This window comes from Bhargavaea massiliensis, from assembly GCF_050480245.1.
Taxonomy (GTDB): Bacteria; Bacillota; Bacilli; order Bacillales; family Anoxybacillaceae; genus Anoxybacillus.
Genome location: NZ_JBCNEQ010000019.1, coordinates 62,952 through 81,747, shown reverse-complemented (window position 1 = coordinate 81,747; position 18,796 = coordinate 62,952). Strand labels below are relative to the sequence as shown.

Sequence of the window (18,796 nt, the reverse complement as noted above, 5' to 3'; positions counted from 1 at the left end):
ATATGGTATAATGAAAAGAAAAAGAGAAAGGTGTTTTCGATGTCGTTTGACGGAGTATTTACATATGCCATGACAAAAGAATTACAGCGAACGCTTATCGGCGGACGCATTTCAAAAATTTATCAGCCGTTTCCATCCGAATTAGTGCTTCACGTTCGCTCGCACGGAAGCAACTATAAATTGTTATTATCTGCGCATCCGACTTACGCCCGAGTTCATTTAACAAATGAAACGTACGATAACCCGCCCGAGCCACCGATGTTTTGTATGCTTTTGCGCAAACATATTGAAGGAGGCGTCATTGAAGCGATTACGCAAGTCAATTTCGATCGCATGATCATCATTCACGTGAAAGCAAGAAATGAGCTCGGTGATGTATGCACGAAACAGCTCATCATCGAAATCATGGGCCGCCACAGCAACATCATTCTCGTCGATGAACAGACGAATACAATCATCGACAGTGTCAAACATCTTTCACCTGCTGTGAATCGTTACCGAACAGTGCTGCCTGGGGCGCCTTACATTTCGCCACCATCGCACGACAAACTGAATCCGCTGGAAGCGACGGAAGAAACGGTGTTAAAAAAAATCGATTTTCTCGCAGGAAAATTAGCTGATCAACTCGTTGCCACATTTATGGGCATCTCACCGCTGTTTGCGCGCGAAGCTGTTCATCGGGCAGGACTTGCCAATCGCACGACGCTGCCGAAAAGTTTTATATCGCTGATCGAAGATGTACGAAACGAGACATTTACTCCGTGTATATATACAAACGGGCAAAAAGAAATATTTTACGCCTTGCCGCTTATGCATATCGAAGGAGAAGTGAAACATTTTCCAACGTTAAGCGACATGCTTGATCGTTTTTATTTCGGCAAAGCGGAACGCGACCGCGTCAAACAACAGGCGCACGATTTAGAACGATTTGTCGCGAATGAAAAAGCGAAAAACGAGAAAAAGCTCGTGAAGTTAGAACAAACGTTAGAAGAAGCAAAACAGGCGGAGCAATATCGGCTATATGGGGAATTGCTGACGGCAAATCTTTATGCAGTAAAGCGCGGAATGAAAGAAATTGAAGTGATCAACTACTACGACGAACATGGCACAACGATCACCATTCCGCTTGATGAACAAAAAACGCCGTCCGAAAACGCACAAAGTTATTTTCAAAAATACCAAAAAGCGAAAAATTCGCTTGCGATTGTCCAAGAACAAATCGAACGGACAAAAGAAGAAATCGTGTATTTCGATACGCTATTGCAGCAGCTAGAAACCGCCTCGCCAAAAGATATTGAAGACATTCGCGACGAATTAGTCGAACAAGGATATTTGCGCGCCAAGGTGACAAAACAAAAAAAACAAAAGCCGCGCACAATCGAACTTGAGCGCTACGTTTCAAGCGACGGAACGGAGATTTTTGTCGGCAAAAACAATAAACAAAACGACTATTTAACAAACAAACTCGCAAGCAAAGACGACATTTGGCTTCACACGAAAGACATCCCTGGCTCCCATGTCGTCATTCGCAGCAAACAACCGTCACAACAAACGATTATGGAAGCTGCCCACTTAGCCGCTTACTTTAGCAAAGCGCGCCACTCGAGCTCCGTCCCGGTCGACTACACGCGCGTCCGCTACGTCAAAAAACCGAGCGGTGCCAAACCTGGTTTCGTCATTTACGAAAACCAACAGACGATTTACGTCACGCCGGATGAGGAGTTAGTTGTGAGGATGAAAAAACCCGTCTAAGTAGGCGGGTTTTCAATTTAATCAAAATTTTTTGTTATTTTTTCGTCCTCTCTTTTTGTCGAATGATGATATAATAGAAAAGGAAAAAAGGAGGTGAATGTGGTGGAACAGTTGTTGCAACGCATTTTTGATGAGCTGGCATATTTGCGTGCGAACATGGCAACGAAAGAAGACGTCGCTATGTTGAAAGATGACATTCGCGTATTAGAAAACCGCGTGAGTCATATCGAACAGACGATGGCGACAAAAGACGATGTCGCAAGCATCGAGCAGCGCATGGCCACAAAAGACGATATCGCAAGCATCGAGCAGCGCATGGCTACAAAAGATGATATCGTAAGCATCGAGCAGCGCATGGCTACAAAAGATGATATCGTAAGCATCGAGCAGCGCATGGCTACAAAAGATGATGTCGCAAGCATCGAGCAGCGTATGGCGACAAAAGATGATATCGTAAGCATCGAGCAGCGTATGGCGACAAAAGACGATGTCGCAAGCATCGAGCAGCGTATGGCGACAAAAGACGACGTCGCAAGCATCGAGCAGCGTATGGCGACAAAAGATGATGTTGTATCTCTGCAAAGCGGTATGCGTGCGCTTGAACATCGGGTGGAGCGAATTGAACAAACAATGGCCACAAAAGACGATGTGGCGCTTGTGCCAGCTATTCGGGAAATGGTTGGACAGTTGATGGAACGAATGACTGTTGTTGAGTTGCATGTGCAAGAAATTCCAGCCATAAAACAGCAAATCGAACAATTGTCGCAACAAATGGAAGAAGGGTTTGAGAAAATAGCGCATCAAGAAACGATCCTACAAGCATTATCACTCCGTTCGATTCAACAAGCAAACGATATCCACTATTTAAAAACAAACGCAATTTCCACTAAATAAGTATAAAATCAAAAAGGGTGTCGCTCGTTGGACACCCTTAACTTTATGCTTCTAACTGCTCGCGCCAATGATGTAACGTGGCCCGCTCTTCTTCGGTAATGATACTAAGCTCTGTTGCTGTTTCGATGAGCGTATCGTAATCAGTGGTGGTGTAGTATGGGACTTGTTCCTGCTGAAATGCTCGTTTGCCTTTTTCTAATCCGTATGTAAAAATCGCAACGACGCCAAGCACGTGACATCCTGCTTCCCGCAAAGCGCGCACAGCATTGAGTGAGCTGCCGCCTGTTGAAATTAAATCTTCGATGACAACGACATGTTGACCTGCTTCTACTTTCCCCTCGATTTGTTTTCCTTTTCCGTGCCCTTTCGCTTGACTGCGCACATAGCACATCGGCACATCGAGCCGTTCGCTCACCCATGCTGCATGCGGAATGCCTGCGGTAGCCGTGCCAGCAACGACATGAACGGTTGGAAAATGCATGCGGATAAGCGCAGTTAGTTCATCAGCAATCATTCGTCTCGTCGTTGGGTACGCTAACGTCAGCCGATTGTCGCAATAAATAGGCGCTTGTATGCCTGAAGACCAAGTAAACGGTTCATTTGGGCTTAACGACACCGCGCCAATCGAAAGCAATTGTTTTGCGATTTCTTTTTTCATCATTGTCCACCATCCCATTCCCGTTTTAGCCGCTCATATGCCGCATAAGGATCATGCGCTTTTGTTATGCTTCGTCCGATGACGATATAATTTGCTCCAAGCTGTTTCGCCTTATAAGGTGTGACGATGCGCACTTGATCGTCCGCTTGATCATCCGCAAAACGAATGCCTGGGGTAACGGTGATGAAAGATGTTCCGAAAGATGTTCCGAAAGTTGCGCGAAGAAGCGGCACTTCTTGCGCCGAACAAACAACGCCGTCAAGCCCGCTACAATGCGCAAGTGTAGCGTAATGAAGCACCGTTTCATTCATCGTCCGGTCAATCAACAATTCATCGTGAAGCATTCGTTCACTTGTGCTTGTTAGCTGCGTCACCGCGATGCAACGGGGACGCTTCATTCCAGGCGGCGTTCCTTCTTCTAATCCTTCGATCGCTGCGCGCATCATCGCGCTTCCCCCTAATGCATGAACGTTCACTAAATCAACGCCTAATTTCGCCAATCCTTTCATTGCTCGTTTTACTGTATGTGGAATATCATGAAGCTTTAAATCTAAAAAAATATCATGTCCGCGCTGCTTTAATTCGTCGATGATCGCTGGACCTTCTTGAAAATATAGCTCCATGCCGACTTTTAAAAAAAGCGATGTGTCAGAAAATAACTGCAAAAACGACCGCACTTCTTCCTTGGATGAAAAATCAAGTGCCACAATAAACGGTTTGTCCATTGTTCCAGCTCCTTCCCGTACATTCCGAAATATGATGAATGCCAAGTTCATCTAAAAGCGGTGGCAAATCGCGGATAATATTTGGACAAACGTACGGGTCGATAAAATTGGCTGTTCCGATCGCGACCGCACTCGCACCAGCGTAAAAAAACTCAATCACATCTTCCGCACTTTGAATGCCGCCCATGCCGATAATCGGAATCGATACCGCTTGGCTTACTTCATAAATCATTCGTAGCGCAATCGGCTTAATGGCTGGACCGGATAATCCGCCCGTTCGATTCGCTAAAATCGGCTTCGCTGTTTTGACGTCAATACGTATGCCTAATAACGTATTAATCATCGTCAATCCGTCCGCTCCTGCTTGTTCAATCGCTTTCGCCATTGCAACAATATTTGTCACATTTGGAGATAGTTTCACATACACAGGCACGGCAGACACTTCTTTTACCGCCCGCGTCAGTTCGGCGGCAACTTCCGGCACAGTACCGAACGCAATGCCACCTTGTTTTACATTGGGGCATGAAATATTTAACTCGAGCGCATGAACGTTTGGCGCTTTTGATATGCGCTTGGCGACTTCCACGTATTCTTCCATCGTAGAACCGGCAATGTTTGCGATAATCGGCACGTCGTATTGCGCTAACCACGGAAGTTCTTCAGCAAGCACTTTGTCTACACCAGGATTTTGCAGTCCGATCGCATTCAACATGCCACTTGGCGTCTCGGCGACACGTGGCGTCGGATTGCCGAAGCGCGCTTCAAGCGTCGTCGCTTTAATCATCACTGCTCCAAGGATGCTTAAATCGTAAAATTTCGCGTATTCCCGTCCGAATCCGAAACAGCCCGATGCAGGCATAATCGGATTTTTTAATGAAAGTCCTGGCAATTCAACTGCTAATCGGTTCATAACACGACCTCCCCTGCTCGAAACACCGGCCCGTCGCTACATACTTTTTTATATGCTGTTTCGCTATGCGGCACGCGGCATACGCATGCCAAACAAGCGCCGACGCCACAACCCATTCGTTCTTCTAATGACAAATATAGTTTTTTATGCGGAAATTGTTGTTCTAATGCTTTTAACATCGGCTTCGGTCCACACGCATATAGCACATCAAACGAAAGGGCGTGATCAAGAATGACGTCGGTAACAAATCCTTTCATGCCGTACGAGCCGTCTACGGTGACAACGTACGTCGTGCCGAACGAAGCAAACCGTTGCTCGTAAAAGACGACATCTTTCGTTTGAAAGCCAAGCACGATCGTCACACATACGCCGTTATTTACTAATTGCTTTGCTAGTTCATATAACGGCGGCACCCCAATGCCGCCGCCGACAAGAAGGGCATGTTGTCCGCTTGAAAGAGCGGAAAGCGGAAAGCCGTTTCCGAGCGGTCCTAGCACATCGAGCGTCTCCCCAGGCTGTTTTTGCGAAAGGAGCGTCGTGCCTGCCCCTTCCGCGCGGTAAACGATCGTGCATTCGCCCGCTTCTTGATTGATGTCGCAAAGGCTAAGCGGCCGTCTTAATAACGGTTCGCGATGCCCCACTTTGACATGCACAAATTGCCCGGGCGTACGCATGCGCCGAACGAGTGAACCAGCGAGCGTCAATTCATAAATGCCTTTTGCGATTTGGCGATTGGAGATAATCGTCATATTTTCCTTCATACGCCCACCTTCTTTTCTGCCATCGCTGTTGTCGAAAACGTCATCGCTTCTAAGACGAGAAGCATCGCTTTCGCTGTATCGAGCGACGTTAAACAAGGAATGCCGTTTTCTACCGCTTCGCGACGAATGCGGAAGCCGTCGCTTTCTGTTTCTTTTCCCTTTGTTAATGTGTTAATGACGACTTGCGCTTCACCTTGGCGAATGACGTCAAGAATGTTCGGTGAGCCGGTATGAATTTTATTGACGACGGTCACGGGAATGTTCGCTTCGCGCAACGTTTGTGCTGTTCCGTTTGTCGCTAGCAACTGATAGCCGATATTGTAAAAGCGGCGCGCGATATCAATCGCTTCTTCTTTATCTTTATCGGCGATCGTCAACAACACAGCACCGTGTGGACGAATGTGAATCCCCGAAGCGACAAGCCCTTTATAAAGCGCCTTCGCAAACGTTTCATCCTTCCCGATCACTTCGCCCGTCGATTTCATTTCTGGACCGAGCGAAATATCGACGTTACGCAACTTCGCGAATGAAAACACAGGCGCTTTCACATATACCCCTTCGCTTTCTTCTTTTAATCCGGTGTAGTAACCAAGCTCGTTTAACTTTGCGCCTAAAATGACTTTTGTTGCGAGGTTTGCCATCGGCACGTTCGTAATTTTACTTAAAAATGGAACGGTACGGCTTGAACGTGGATTGACTTCTAAAACGTACACATCGCCGTCATATAACACGAACTGAATGTTCAACAATCCGACGATGCGCAACCCTTTCGCAAGCGCAATCGTATAATCAACAATTTTTTGTTTGATGTCTCTTGTTAACGTCTGCGGTGGATAGACGGCGATCGAATCGCCCGAATGGACACCAGCGCGCTCAATATGCTCCATAATGCCTGGAATGAATACATCTTCTCCGTCGGAAATCGCATCGACTTCAATTTCTTTTCCAATTAAATAACGGTCAATTAATACCGGGTGTTGCGGATTGACTTTCACTGCATGCTCCATATAATGTAACAACTCTTCTTCTTTATATACGATTTCCATCGCACGACCACCAAGCACATACGACGGGCGCACGAGAACAGGATATCCGATGTCTTCAGCGATGTGTACCGCTTCTTCAACCGAAAACGCTGTTTTTCCTTTCGGTTGCGGAATGCCGAGTTGCGCAAGCGTTCGTTCAAATTTGTCGCGATTTTCGGCGCGATCTAAATCTTCAAGCGACGTGCCGAGAATGCGCACCCCGCGTGCGGCTAATTCGGCCGCTAAGTTGATCGCTGTTTGACCGCCAAATTGAACGATAACGCCAATCGGGTGTTCTAAATCGATGACGTGCATCACATCTTCAATCGTTAACGGTTCAAAGTAAAGCTTATCGGAAATACTAAAGTCGGTTGAAACCGTCTCTGGATTGTTGTTAATAATAATCGCTTCGTATCCCGCTTCTTTAATCGCCCATACGGAATGAACGGTCGCATAGTCAAATTCGATCCCTTGCCCGATGCGAATCGGACCAGAGCCGAGGACGACGACACTTTCGCGCGGCGTAACAAGCGATTCGTTTTCTTCTTCATACGTGCTGTAATAGTACGGCGTTTCTGATTCGAATTCCGCTGCGCACGTGTCGACCGTTTTATATACAGGCGTTATGCGAGCGCGTTTCCGCATCTCATAGACGTCGCGTTCGGTCATATGCCAATATTTCGCGATTGCTACATCGGAAAAGCCCATTTCTTTTGCTTTTTTTAGTACGTCGATGTCGCCAACATGTTGGCGTAAAACCGATTCGTACTTCACAATGTTGGAAATTTTCGTTAAAAAGAACGGATCGATTTGGCTCCATGCATGCACTTGTTCGACTGTTACGCCGCGGCGAAACGCTTCCGCAATGTAAAATAACCGTTCATCACCCGCTTTTTGAATGCGTTTTTGTAGCAGCGCATCATCGACTTGTTCTTTTAATTCTAAATGATAGACATTCGTTTCAAGCGAGCGTACCGCTTTTAATAGCGACTCTTCAAACGTGCGCCCGATCGCCATCACTTCGCCTGTCGCTTTCATTTGCGTGCCGAGATGGCGGTTCGCTGACTCAAATTTATCAAACGGAAAGCGCGGAATTTTTGTGACGACGTAATCAAGCGTTGGCTCAAAGCAAGCGTACGTTTTTCCCGTCACAGGATTCATCATTTCATCAAGCGTTAAACCGACCGCAATTTTTGCGGCGAGTTTCGCAATCGGATACCCCGTTGCTTTCGATGCAAGCGCCGATGAGCGACTGACGCGCGGGTTGACTTCAATGACGTAATATTGAAAACTGTGCGGATCAAGGGCAAGCTGCACGTTGCAACCCCCTTCAATGCCGAGCGCACGAATAATGCGGAGCGAGGCGTTTCGCAACAGTTGATATTCGCGATCGCTTAACGTTTGGCTTGGGGCAACGACAATCGAATCGCCCGTATGAATGCCGACCGGATCGATATTTTCCATATTGCAGACGACGATCGCATTGTCTTTCGCATCGCGCATCACTTCATATTCAATTTCTTTATAGCCCGCGATACTTTTTTCTAATAAACATTGATGAACAGGGCTCATTTTTAAACCGCTTGAGACGATGTCGATTAGCTCTTCTTCGTTCGTACAAATGCCTCCGCCTGTTCCACCGAGCGTAAATGCAGGGCGAACGATGACCGGATACCCGATTTGTTCAACGAACGCATATGCTTCTTGCAAACTATGCACGATTGCGCTTTCCGGCACCGGTTCGCCAAGTTCGTTCATAAGCGCTCGAAATTGTTCGCGGTCTTCTGCTTTTTCAATCGCTTCTAATTTCGTGCCGAGAATTTCAACGCCGCACTCTTCAAGTACTCCCGCTTTTGCCAATTCGACCGCCAAATTTAACCCCGTCTGTCCGCCAAGCGTCGGCAAAATGGCATCGGGCCGTTCTTTCCGAATGACGCGCGAGACAAATTCGAGCGTTAACGGCTCCATATATACTTTGTCGGCAATTTGTGTATCGGTCATAATTGTTGCCGGATTGGAGTTGACGAGGATGACTTTATATCCTTCTTCTTTTAACGCCAAGCAGGCTTGCGTTCCCGCATAATCGAACTCCGCTGCCTGCCCGATGACGATCGGTCCAGAACCGATGACGAGAATCGTTTCAATATCTTGACGTTTAGGCATGAACGACACCTCTTTCTTTTTTAAACTGTTCAATCATCGCCATAAAATCATCAAATAACTGGTTCGCATCTTCTGGTCCTGGCGATGCTTCGGGATGATATTGCACCGTAAACGCAGGAACGTCGCGATGGCGAAGCCCTTCAATCGTTCCGTCGTTTAAGGCGATATGCGTCACTTCTAATCGCGTATGAACGAGCGACTTTTCCGTGACAGTGTAGCCGTGATTTTGCGAGGTGATCGCTACTTTTCCTGTTTCAATATGTTTCACAGGATGATTCGAACCGCGATGGCCGAACTTCATTTTTTCTGTATTCGCTCCGCAGGCGAGCGCAAACAGTTGATGGCCGAGGCAAATGCCGAAAAGCGGCACACGCCCAAGGACACCTCGGATCATGTCAAGCGCCTCTGGCACATCTTTTGGATCCCCTGGTCCATTCGATAACATGACACCATCGGGATGAAGTTGTAACACGTCTTCTGCTGTTGCGTTGTATGGTAATACGATAACGTCGCAATGACGTTTATTTAATTCGCGCAAAATGCCGTGCTTCATGCCAAAGTCGATTAAAACGACGCGATGGCCGCGCCCTGGGCTAGCGTATGGGCTTTTTGTCGATACGCGCTTCACTTGATCGCGCGCAAGTTCCGTTTCTTTTAAATAAGCGACCGCCTCCGAAACGGACACGTCCATGTCGCAAATCATTCCTTTTAACGTGCCGTATTGGCGAATGATGCGCGTTAGTTTCCGCGTATCGACACCGGCTAAACCCGGAATGTTTTTTGTACGCAAATATTCGTCAATCGTTAGCTCGCTTCGCCAATTGGACGGAGATGTACACGCTTCTTTTACGATAAAACCGAACACATGCGGTTCGATTGATTCGAAATCATCACGGTTGATGCCGTAGTTTCCGATCAAAGGATACGTCATCGTCACGATTTGCCCGCAATACGACGGATCGGTTAAAATTTCTTGATATCCTGTCATTCCGGTGTTAAAAACGACTTCACCGATTGTTTGCACCTGACTTCCAAACGCCTCGCCAACAAAGCGCGTACCATCTTCTAAAATAAGTTGTCGTTTCATCGCTCTCTTCCTTTCTGCCAAACGATTTTTCCATCTACAACCGTCATCGACGGCCATCCTTTACATACCCAGCCTGCAAACGGTGTGTTTTTTCCTTTTGAAGCAAATGTATGAGGATCAATGACTTGTTCGTTATGTAAATCGATGACGACAAGATCTGCTTTGGCGCCAACTTTTAGTTCCCCGCCGTCGATGCGAAACGTCTCAGCTGGCTTTTTCGCAAGCCAATCGACAAGCTGTTTTAACGTGCATATTCCTTTTTCAACAAGATGCGTATATAAAAGCGGAAAGGCGGTTTCTAATCCAACGATGCCAAACGGGGCAAGTACCATCCCTTCGCTTTTTTCTTCTTCTGTATGCGGTGCATGGTCGGTTGCGATAAAATCAATCGTTCCATCAAGCAATCCTTCAATTAACGCTTGTTGATCTTCTTTCGTTCGCAGCGGCGGATTCATTTTAAAGTTCGCGTCTAACGCATGGATATCTTCATCGCAAAGCAACAAATGGTGCGGTGTCACTTCAGCAGTTACACGAATGCCCGCTTGCTTCGCGTCACGCACGATGCGCACCGATTGTTTCGTGCTTATATGGCAAACGTGGTAGTGACATCCTGTCGCCTCCGCTAACAACACATCACGCGCAATATGTACAGATTCGCAAACAGAGGGAATGCCTGTCAGCCCATGCCGTTTCGCAAATGATCCGTCGTGCACGCATCCTTTATACGTCAACGTTTCATCCTCACAATGCGCAACAATTGGCATATCGAGAGAGGCCGCTTGTTTCATCGCCTCATACATGATGCGTGCGCTTTGCACGCCAACGCCATCATCTGTAAATGCAAACGCCCCTGCTTCTTTTAATGTGGCAAAATCAACGAGCTGTTTTCCTGCTTGACGCACCGTAATAGCCGCATACGGCAACACGCGCACGTGCGCCGTTTCGCGAATGCGGTTAACGAGCCATTCCATTTGTTGTTTCGTATCAGGAACAGGTTTTGTGTTTGGCATCGCCGCAATCGTTGTAAATCCACCTTTTGCAGCAGCAAGCGTACCTGTTGCGATCGTTTCTTTATGTTCCCCACCGGGTTCGCGCAAATGAACGTGTACGTCAATAAACCCCGGAGCAACAAATTGGCCGTTAACATCAATCACTTCATCGTCATCGCTTGCATCGAGGTCAGGGGCAATATGAACGATGCGACCTTCGTCAATTTGTATATCGGCCGATATGAACTCGCCTTGTTCATTAAGCAAGCGCGCATGTTTGAAAATGATAGCCATTTTTCGTCCCTCCTTTTTGTAATGCCCGTTTTAATACAGCCATGCGCACGTATACACCGTTTTCCATTTGTTTAAAAATGCGGGAGCGTTCACATTCAACGAGCTCGCTTGCGATTTCTACGTCGCGGTTGACTGGAGCCGGATGCAAAATGATGCTCGTTTTTTTCATTTGTTTTTCCCGCGCGACCGTTAAGCCGTATTGCTCGTGATATTGCTCCTTCGTCCATCCCATTTTTTCTTCATGCCGCTCATGTTGAATGCGAAGAAGCATAATCACATCTGCCTCTTTTACCGCTGTATCGAAGTCGACGTACGTGCCATACGGATTCGTTATATCTTGCCACTCGGGCGGGCTGCAAAATAAGACGTTTGCGCCTAGCCTAGTTAATATTTCAGCATTTGAACGTGCCACTCGGCTATGACGAATGTCACCGACGATGGCGATATGGAGCCCTATAAATGTGCCAAACTGTTGACGAATCGTCATTAAGTCGAGTAACGATTGTGTCGGATGGTGACCGCATCCGTCACCTGCGTTAATGATCGGGATATGAATCGTTTCGCGAAGCGAGTCAAAGTAATGATCAGATGGGTGGCGAACGACGACCGCTTCAACACCGATCGCTTGCAACGTCCGAACCGTGTCGTACAACGTTTCTCCTTTTTGAACGCTCGACATCTCTACATCAAACGGAATGACTTCAAGCCCAAGTTTTCGTTCCGCTATTTCAAAGCTACATTTTGTGCGCGTGCTCGGCTCAAAAAATAAGTTTGCGACAAATGTTTGTTTATTGACTTTCCACGTCTCTCCGTGTGCAAATCGTTCCGCTTCATGCAAAATAGCAAGCACTTCATCAACTGATAACTCTGTTAACGTAAGTAAATGCATATAAAACTCCTCCTTTTTAGTAAAAAAACACCTTGCCGAGCGAGGCAAGGTGTTTGAAAGCATGAGGAAAGAGACCGTTTCAATGAACGGATTTCCTCTATCACACCTTTGTAAGCCTCGCTGGACTTCTTTTAAAAGGTGTATTATACGACATCATGTTTTTGTTCAAATACGCCATCTGTCACGTTCGGACGACCAGGCAAAATGAGGTTTAAGACGATACCTGTGATTGCTGCAAGCGCCATGCCGTGCACTTCAAATTGCTCTGATACTTTAATGACCGCATCCCCGATGCCGATGACAAGAATAACCGATGAGATGACTAAGTTTCGTTTGTCGCCAAAATCAATTTTGCTGTCGACAAGCATGCGCAAGCCAGAAGAAGCGATAATCCCAAACAATAAGATGGATACGCCGCCCATCACCGGCGTCGGAATCGAGCTAATGATCGCTGTCACTTTGCCGAAAAATCCGAACACAATCGCAAGGACAGCTGCACCAGCTAACACGTACACGCTATATACGCGCGTAATCGCTAATACCCCGATATTTTCACCGTATGTCGTCTTTGGCGGACCGCCGATGAGCGCAGAAATCATCGTTGCTAATCCGTCACCGAAAATCGAGCGATGTAAACCTGGTTCTTTAATATAGTCGCGCCCAACGACTTTGCTTAATACGAGCTGATGCCCGATATGTTCAGACAAAGTGACGATCGCGACAGGCACCATCAATAGCACAATATCGAGTGTCACACGCACGTCATAATCAACGAACGGCAATAAGAAATCCGGCATTTCGAGCCATTTTGCTTTCGCCACCCCTGATAAATCAACGACACCGATAGCTAGCGCGTACACGTAGCCAACGATAATGCCCATAAGGACAGGTACAAGGCTAAACATTCCTCGCGATAAAATCGAGAATACAATCGTTGCCGCGAGCGTCACGATCGCAACGGAAAAGTGTGTTAAACTATATTTTCCGTCTGGACCGTTCATCGCCATGTTGACGGCGACGTTTGCTAATCCTAAGCCGATGACGATAATGACTGGACCGACAACGATCGGCGGAAGTAAATTCATGATCCAACGATAACCTGCTTTTTTAATTGCTAAAGCGACGATCCCGTATACGAGTCCCGCTAAAAAGCTGCCGATCATCGCCGCACCCGGACCACCAGCTGCCTTTGCCGCAATAATTGGCGTAATAAACGCAAACGATGAGCCAAGGTACGCAGGGACTTGCCATTTTGTTACAATCAAAAAGGCGATTGTACCGAGTCCGCTGGAAATGAGCGCCATCGCTGGACTTAATCCGACTAAATACGGCACTAAAATCGTTGCACCAAACATCGCAAACAAATGTTGTAAACTAAGTGTAACAAGCTGTCCAAAAGAAGGGACATCTTTCACGTCTAATACCGGTTTGTTCATCTTCTCTCTCCCTTTCTCAATTTATATAAAAAACCCTCTTTGTCCGTACGAAGGCACAAAGAGGGTATAGGAAACGAATCCCCTTTGTCAGCCTCGCTGGACTGCCTTTAAAAAGGGTGCTTTATTCATGTATGCTCACTTGATCGGTGTCGTCTACTTCTTTTAATTCGACGACGATCATTTCCGAGCTTGACGTCGGAATGTTTTTGCCGACGAAATCGGCGCGAATCGGCAATTCGCGATGACCGCGATCAACGAGCACAGCTAATTGAATTTGCGCAGGACGCCCAAGATCCATCACCGCATCCATTGCTGCACGCACCGTTCGGCCTGTAAATAATACGTCATCAACTAAAATGACTTTTTGATTCGTAACGGAAAACGGGACGTCCGTTCCTTTCACAAGCGGTTCACGTTCGGCTGTTTTTACCGTTAAATCGTCGCGGTACAATGTAATGTCTAACTCACCAACAGGAATAGACGTTCCTTCAATTTGTTCAATGCGTTCCGCCAATCGTTTTGCCAAGTAAATGCCGCGCGTTTTAATGCCGATGAGCACACAGCCATCGATGCCTTTATTGCGCTCAATAATCTCGTGGGCAATGCGCGTCAACGCGCGTCGAATCGCTTGTTCGTCTAATACAATTGCCTTTTGCATCGTTCCACCTCCATACAAAAAGCCCTCTCACCGTTTGGCGAGAGGGTGCATGTAGGCATACGTCACCTAGATCCGACACCTTCTCAGCCTCACGGGACTGAATTTAAAGGTCCTTGTTCACTTGAGTTCATTTTACGTTTCCTTGTTTCGTTTGTCAACGATTATTTCGCAACATATCGAGCAATCGTTCAAATTCATGAGGAATCGGGGCTTCAAACTGCAAATATTCGCCTGTGCGCGGGTGATGAAACCCTAATACGCCGGCATGAAGCGCTTGTCCATCAATCGGTAGCGTTTTGCGCGGACCGTATTTCGGGTCACCCGCAAGCGGATAGCCGATATATTTCATATGAACCCGAATTTGATGCGTTCGCCCTGTTTCGAGTTGACACTCCAAAAACGTATAATGTTCAAATCGTTCAAGAACGCGAAAATGCGTCACCGCTTCTTTCCCATTTTCAACAACGGCCATGCTTTGTCGATCGCGCGGATCGCGTCCGATCGGCGCATCAATTGTCCCATAATCGTGTGGAATGACGCCGTGAACGATCGCCTGGTATTTGCGCGTCACCGTTTTGTTTACAAGCTGATTCACAAGCGACTCGTGCGCCAAATCGTTTTTTGCGACCATTAATAAACCAGACGTATCTTTATCAATGCGGTGAACGATGCCTGGGCGCAATACGCCGTTAATGCCTGAAAGGTCTTTACAATGAGCAAGCAATGCGTTGACAAGCGTCCCGTGCATATGCCCTGGTGCTGGATGAACGACCATGCCGCGCGGCTTATTGACAACTAGCACGTCCGCATCTTCGTAATAAATGTCGAGTGGAATCGGCTCCGGCTCAACATCTAACGGTTCTGGGTCAGGAATGGAAATGACCACTTCATCGTCGACATGGCATTTGTAGTTCGGTTTCACCGCTTTGCCGTTGACAAGCACGCGGCCTTCTTTTAGCCATTGTTGTACTTGGGAGCGCGACCATTGTTCATTTAATTCGGCAATGACTTTATCAATGCGTTCCCCATCATGTTGTTCTTCAATCGTGAGTTGAATTTGCTCCATCGCTCATTCCCTTTCGTTGTTTTTCTTCGGTCCATGTATAAATAAACATGAGCGCAACACCGATTGTCAATGCTGCATCGGCGACGTTAAAAATCGGGAAGCTATAATTGAAAATATACGTATGCACAAAATCGACAACTTCTTTTCGAAACACGCGATCAATAAAGTTGCCGAGCGCGCCACCGAGCATAAGTCCAAGCGCAATGCCAAGCAACCGCTGCGTAGGCTGCAAGCGTTGAATGTATATGACGATGCCGACGACAACGACAACCGTAACGATATAAAACAACCAAAATTGCCCTTGCAACATGCCCCATGCCGCTCCGCGATTGCGATGCGATGTAATGTATAACACGTTTTCAATAATTGGAATGCTTTCCCCTAATTCCATATAGCGAACGACAAGCCATTTCGTCCATTGGTCGATCAATATAACGACAAAAGCAAGCAAATAATATAACATCATACCCCTCCAGAGCGAAATTCTTCTCCATTTTATCATAAATAATCCCCCCTTGAAAGCGAGGGGGGATATGTGTTATTGCTTGACAATGGCCACACAACGTGGACATAGCTCTGGATGGTCTGCATCTTCGCCTACCGTTGGTGTAACAACCCAGCAACGCGCGCACGTTTTTCCTTCTGCTTGTTTGACGACAATCGCTGTTTTTGTGAACGTTTGCGCCTCGCTCGGTGCATCAGCAAACGTTCCGCCGATCGAAAATGCTGAAACGATTAATAGCTGTTTCATATCTTCTTCAATCGAATCAATGAGCGCTTTCGTTTCGTCTGTCGGATATAAAATGACATGCGCAGTAAGCGACTTACCGATAAGTTTTTCATTGCGCGCCACTTCTAGTGCTTTTAATACTTCATCGCGCAATTCCATAAACGCATCCCATTTCGCAACGATGCGATCTGCATCATCAATATGCACCGCTTCCGGCATATCGACAAGCTGCACGCTTTCTTCTTTTACATGCGGGATGTATGACCATACTTCATCTGCCGTATGCGGTAAAATCGGCGCAACAAGTTTCGTCAACGCAACAAGCGTTTCATACAACACCGTTTGAATCGAACGACGTTCATGATTATTTGCCGCTTCGATGTACAACACGTCTTTTGAGAAGTCGAAGTAAAACGCGCTTAAATCAACGGTACAGAAGTTGTTCACTTCATGATAAATCGTCGCAAATTCATACGTTTCATATGCTTGTTTTACTTTGTCGATGAGACGATTTAATTTAATGAGCATGTATCGGTCAACTTCGCGCAATTGATCGACCGCTACCGTATGTTCCGCAGGATTGAAATCGAACAAGTTACCGAGCATAAAGCGGAACGTGTTGCGAATTTTGCGGTACACTTCTGCCACTTGTTTTAAAATGTTATCAGAAATGCGCACGTCTGCTTGATAGTCGACAGAAGCAACCCAAAGGCGCAAAATGTCGGCACCGAGCTGTTCCATCACTTTCGCAGGCACGACGACGTTGCCAAGCGATTTGCTCATTTTTCGTCCTTCGCCATCTAGTACGAATCCGTGGCTTAATACGCCTTTATACGGCGCTTTTCCGGTAACCGCAACAGCGGTGGAAAGCGACGAGTTAAACCAGCCGCGATATTGGTCGGACCCTTCTAAATAAAGGTCTGCTGGCCGTTGTAAATCATCGCGTTCTTCCAATACCGCCTGATGAGAAGAACCAGAGTCGAACCATACGTCCATAATGTCCGTTTCTTTCGTAAACCGTCCGTTCGGGCTGCCTGGATGCGTAAACCCTTCTGGAAGTAAATCTTTTGCTTCGCGTTCAAACCAAACGTTTGAACCGTATTGGCGGAACAAGTTCGATACGTGTTCAATCGTTTCGTCTGTAATAATCGGTTCACCGTTTTCCGCATAAAAGACTGGAATCGGTACGCCCCACGCACGTTGGCGCGAAATGCACCAGTCGCCACGATCGCGAATCATGTTGTGGATGCGAATTTCGCCCCATGCTGGCACCCATTTCGTTTCTTCGACAGCTTTCAATAATTGCTCGCGAATTTTGTCGATGGACGCAAACCATTGAGCTGTCGCACGGAAAATTGTCGGTTGCTTCGTGCGCCAGTCGTGCGGATACGAGTGCGTAATAAACGATAGTTTTAATAAAGCACCTACTTCTTGTAACTTTTCTGTAATCGCTTTGTTTGCGTCATCGTAAAACATGCCGGCAAACCCTGGCGCTTCTTCCGTCATATAGCCGCGCTCATCGACAGGGCAAAGAACACCGAGGCCGTATTTTTGACCGACGATAAAGTCGTCTTCCCCGTGTCCTGGAGCCGTATGAACGCAACCGGTTCCGGCATCCGTTGTGACGTGTTCGCCACAAATGACGAGCGAATCGCGGTCGTAAAACGGATGTTTCGCAACGACGTATTCGAGTTCGCTTCCTTTTACTGTTTTTAATACGGTTACATGTTCCCAGCCGATTTCTTTTTGCACCGATTGTAATAACTCGGATGCAACGACATATTTGCCACCGTCTGCCTCAACGACGCTATATTGCAACTCTGGATGAACAGCGATACCTAAGTTCGCTGGAATCGTCCATGGCGTCGTCGTCCAAATGACGATTTTTTCATCGCCATCAAGCACTCCTTTTCCGTCTTTGACAGGAAAAGCGACGTAAATGGACGGTGAGCGTTTATCTTTATATTCGATTTCGGCTTCGGCAAGCGCCGATTCGCTCGATGGAGACCAATAGACCGGTTTTAGTCCTTTATAAATTAATCCTTTTTTCGCCATTTCGCCAAATACTTTAATTTGTTGTGCCTCGTATTCTGGCGTTAACGTAATGTAAGGATTGTCCCAATCGCCGCGCACACCAAGTCGTTTAAACTGCTCACGCTGGCGATCGATTTGCTCGTATGCATATTGCTCACATAGCTTGCGGAATTCCGCAACGCTCATTTCTTTCCGATTGACGCCTTTATTTTTCGTCAGCGCCGTTTCAATTGGCAAGCCGTGCGTATCCCAGCCCGGTACGTACGGAGCACAATAGCCGCTCATTGACTTATAGCGAACGATAAAGTCTTTTAAAATTTTATTGAGCGCATGGCCCATATGAATGTCGCCGTTCGCATACGGCGGTCCATCATGCAGCACAAACAGCGGACGATCTTTCGTACGCTCTTGCACTTTACGGTAAATGTCCATTTCATCCCATTTTGCTTGTATTTGTGGTTCACGTTGTGGAAGATTTCCACGCATCGGGAAATCGGTCTTTGGCATTAATAACGTATCTTTGTAATCCATCATGTGACCTCCTTTTCATGTAAATAAAAAACCTTCTCATGCCCAAAAGGGACGAGAAGGTCTCGCGGTACCACCCTTATTGACTATGTAAACATAGCCCACTCGACATTCGTAACGGGAATGACGCGCCGTGGCCTACTATATCGTTCGGCACGGAACTCCGGGGTGATTTTCATTCCTTCGCTTATGCCGAG

General features: G+C 46.9%; 15 protein-coding genes and 1 other annotated feature (1 of these 16 running past the window's edge). Of the genes, 2 read left to right on the top strand and 13 right to left on the bottom strand.

The genetic code is table 11. The annotated features are described in order from the left end of the window. Positions 1–39 precede the first annotated feature (39 nt). The gene (locus ABEV15_RS05100; RefSeq protein WP_498852550.1) at positions 40–1,752 is read left to right on the top strand and encodes an Rqc2 family fibronectin-binding protein; all 1,713 of its coding nucleotides are present in this window, start codon (positions 40–42) and stop codon (positions 1,750–1,752) included. Between the two features lie 102 nt (positions 1,753–1,854). Next, positions 1,855–2,646, top strand: coding sequence for a hypothetical protein (locus tag ABEV15_RS05095; protein WP_498852549.1), 792 nt, complete (start codon positions 1,855–1,857; stop codon positions 2,644–2,646). Between the two features lie 43 nt (positions 2,647–2,689). On the opposite strand, the gene pyrE is transcribed toward ABEV15_RS05095, so the two are convergent. From pyrE to ileS, 13 genes are all read right to left on the bottom strand, one after another. Beyond that, the gene (gene pyrE / locus ABEV15_RS05090) at positions 2,690–3,304 is read right to left on the bottom strand and encodes an orotate phosphoribosyltransferase (protein ID WP_498852611.1); all 615 of its coding nucleotides are present in this window, start codon (positions 3,302–3,304) and stop codon (positions 2,690–2,692) included. Beyond that, positions 3,304–4,029: an orotidine-5'-phosphate decarboxylase gene (pyrF, locus tag ABEV15_RS05085; RefSeq protein ID WP_498852548.1), complete on the bottom strand. Its 726-nt coding sequence runs from the start codon at positions 4,027–4,029 to the stop codon at positions 3,304–3,306. The genes pyrE and pyrF overlap by 1 nt, the downstream gene beginning before the upstream one ends. After that, positions 4,001–4,939, bottom strand: coding sequence for a dihydroorotate dehydrogenase (locus ABEV15_RS05080; RefSeq protein WP_498852547.1), 939 nt, complete (start codon positions 4,937–4,939; stop codon positions 4,001–4,003). The genes pyrF and ABEV15_RS05080 overlap by 29 nt, the downstream gene beginning before the upstream one ends. After that, positions 4,936–5,700: a dihydroorotate dehydrogenase electron transfer subunit gene (locus tag ABEV15_RS05075; protein WP_498852546.1), complete on the bottom strand. Its 765-nt coding sequence runs from the start codon at positions 5,698–5,700 to the stop codon at positions 4,936–4,938. The genes ABEV15_RS05080 and ABEV15_RS05075 overlap by 4 nt, the downstream gene beginning before the upstream one ends. After that, positions 5,697–8,888 carry a carbamoyl-phosphate synthase large subunit gene (carB, locus tag ABEV15_RS05070; protein ID WP_498852545.1) on the bottom strand — a complete coding sequence of 1,064 codons (3,192 nt, stop codon included), beginning with the start codon at positions 8,886–8,888 and terminating at the stop codon, positions 5,697–5,699. Before carB ends, ABEV15_RS05075 begins: the two co-directional genes overlap by 4 nt. Continuing rightward, positions 8,881–9,975 carry a carbamoyl phosphate synthase small subunit gene (locus ABEV15_RS05065; RefSeq protein WP_429631689.1) on the bottom strand — a complete coding sequence of 365 codons (1,095 nt, stop codon included), beginning with the start codon at positions 9,973–9,975 and terminating at the stop codon, positions 8,881–8,883. Before ABEV15_RS05065 ends, carB begins: the two co-directional genes overlap by 8 nt. Then, positions 9,972–11,258, bottom strand: coding sequence for a dihydroorotase (gene pyrC / locus ABEV15_RS05060; protein WP_498852544.1), 1,287 nt, complete (start codon positions 11,256–11,258; stop codon positions 9,972–9,974). Before pyrC ends, ABEV15_RS05065 begins: the two co-directional genes overlap by 4 nt. Further along, entirely contained in the window at positions 11,224–12,147 is a 924-nt protein-coding gene (locus ABEV15_RS05055; RefSeq protein WP_498852543.1) for an aspartate carbamoyltransferase catalytic subunit, read from the bottom strand. The genes pyrC and ABEV15_RS05055 overlap by 35 nt, the downstream gene beginning before the upstream one ends. Before the next feature lie 143 nt (positions 12,148–12,290). Then, the gene (locus ABEV15_RS05050; RefSeq protein WP_498852542.1) at positions 12,291–13,583 is read right to left on the bottom strand and encodes a solute carrier family 23 protein; all 1,293 of its coding nucleotides are present in this window, start codon (positions 13,581–13,583) and stop codon (positions 12,291–12,293) included. A 121-nt stretch (positions 13,584–13,704) separates the two neighbouring features. Then, positions 13,705–14,241, bottom strand: coding sequence for a bifunctional pyr operon transcriptional regulator/uracil phosphoribosyltransferase PyrR (gene pyrR / locus ABEV15_RS05045; RefSeq protein ID WP_498852541.1), 537 nt, complete (start codon positions 14,239–14,241; stop codon positions 13,705–13,707). Between the two features lie 154 nt (positions 14,242–14,395). After that, positions 14,396–15,307: an RluA family pseudouridine synthase gene (locus tag ABEV15_RS05040; protein ID WP_429631679.1), complete on the bottom strand. Its 912-nt coding sequence runs from the start codon at positions 15,305–15,307 to the stop codon at positions 14,396–14,398. Then, complete coding sequence (gene lspA / locus ABEV15_RS05035) at positions 15,282–15,770, bottom strand: signal peptidase II (RefSeq protein ID WP_498852540.1); 489 nt, start codon at positions 15,768–15,770, stop codon at positions 15,282–15,284. Before lspA ends, ABEV15_RS05040 begins: the two co-directional genes overlap by 26 nt. Positions 15,771–15,845: 75 nt before the next feature. Further along, positions 15,846–18,602, bottom strand: coding sequence for an isoleucine--tRNA ligase (gene ileS / locus ABEV15_RS05030; protein ID WP_498852539.1), 2,757 nt, complete (start codon positions 18,600–18,602; stop codon positions 15,846–15,848). Positions 18,603–18,646: 44 nt separating this feature from the next. Further along, positions 18,647–18,796, bottom strand: a binding site (T-box leader); it runs 67 nt beyond the window's last position.

Excerpts from the sequence above, each read along its gene's own strand:
- ABEV15_RS05075 (WP_498852546.1), bottom strand. The coding sequence starts at position 5,700 with ATGAAGGAAAATATGACGATTATCTCCAATCGCCAAATCGCAAAAGGC.
- ABEV15_RS05055 (WP_498852543.1), bottom strand. The coding sequence starts at position 12,147 with ATGCATTTACTTACGTTAACAGAGTTATCAGTTGATGAAGTGCTTGCT.
- ABEV15_RS05050 (WP_498852542.1), bottom strand. The coding sequence starts at position 13,583 with ATGAACAAACCGGTATTAGACGTGAAAGATGTCCCTTCTTTTGGACAG.
- ileS (WP_498852539.1), bottom strand. The coding sequence starts at position 18,602 with ATGGATTACAAAGATACGTTATTAATGCCAAAGACCGATTTCCCGATG.
- pyrE (WP_498852611.1), bottom strand. The coding sequence starts at position 3,304 with ATGAAAAAAGAAATCGCAAAACAATTGCTTTCGATTGGCGCGGTGTCG.
- pyrC (WP_498852544.1), bottom strand. The coding sequence starts at position 11,258 with ATGGCTATCATTTTCAAACATGCGCGCTTGCTTAATGAACAAGGCGAG.
- ABEV15_RS05040 (WP_429631679.1), bottom strand. The coding sequence starts at position 15,307 with ATGGAGCAAATTCAACTCACGATTGAAGAACAACATGATGGGGAACGC.
- pyrR (WP_498852541.1), bottom strand. The coding sequence starts at position 14,241 with ATGCAAAAGGCAATTGTATTAGACGAACAAGCGATTCGACGCGCGTTG.
- pyrF (WP_498852548.1), bottom strand. The coding sequence starts at position 4,029 with ATGGACAAACCGTTTATTGTGGCACTTGATTTTTCATCCAAGGAAGAA.
- ABEV15_RS05065 (WP_429631689.1), bottom strand. The coding sequence starts at position 9,975 with ATGAAACGACAACTTATTTTAGAAGATGGTACGCGCTTTGTTGGCGAG.
- lspA (WP_498852540.1), bottom strand. The coding sequence starts at position 15,770 with ATGTTATATTATTTGCTTGCTTTTGTCGTTATATTGATCGACCAATGG.
- ABEV15_RS05100 (WP_498852550.1), top strand. The coding sequence starts at position 40 with ATGTCGTTTGACGGAGTATTTACATATGCCATGACAAAAGAATTACAG.
- carB (WP_498852545.1), bottom strand. The coding sequence starts at position 8,888 with ATGCCTAAACGTCAAGATATTGAAACGATTCTCGTCATCGGTTCTGGA.
- ABEV15_RS05080 (WP_498852547.1), bottom strand. The coding sequence starts at position 4,939 with ATGAACCGATTAGCAGTTGAATTGCCAGGACTTTCATTAAAAAATCCG.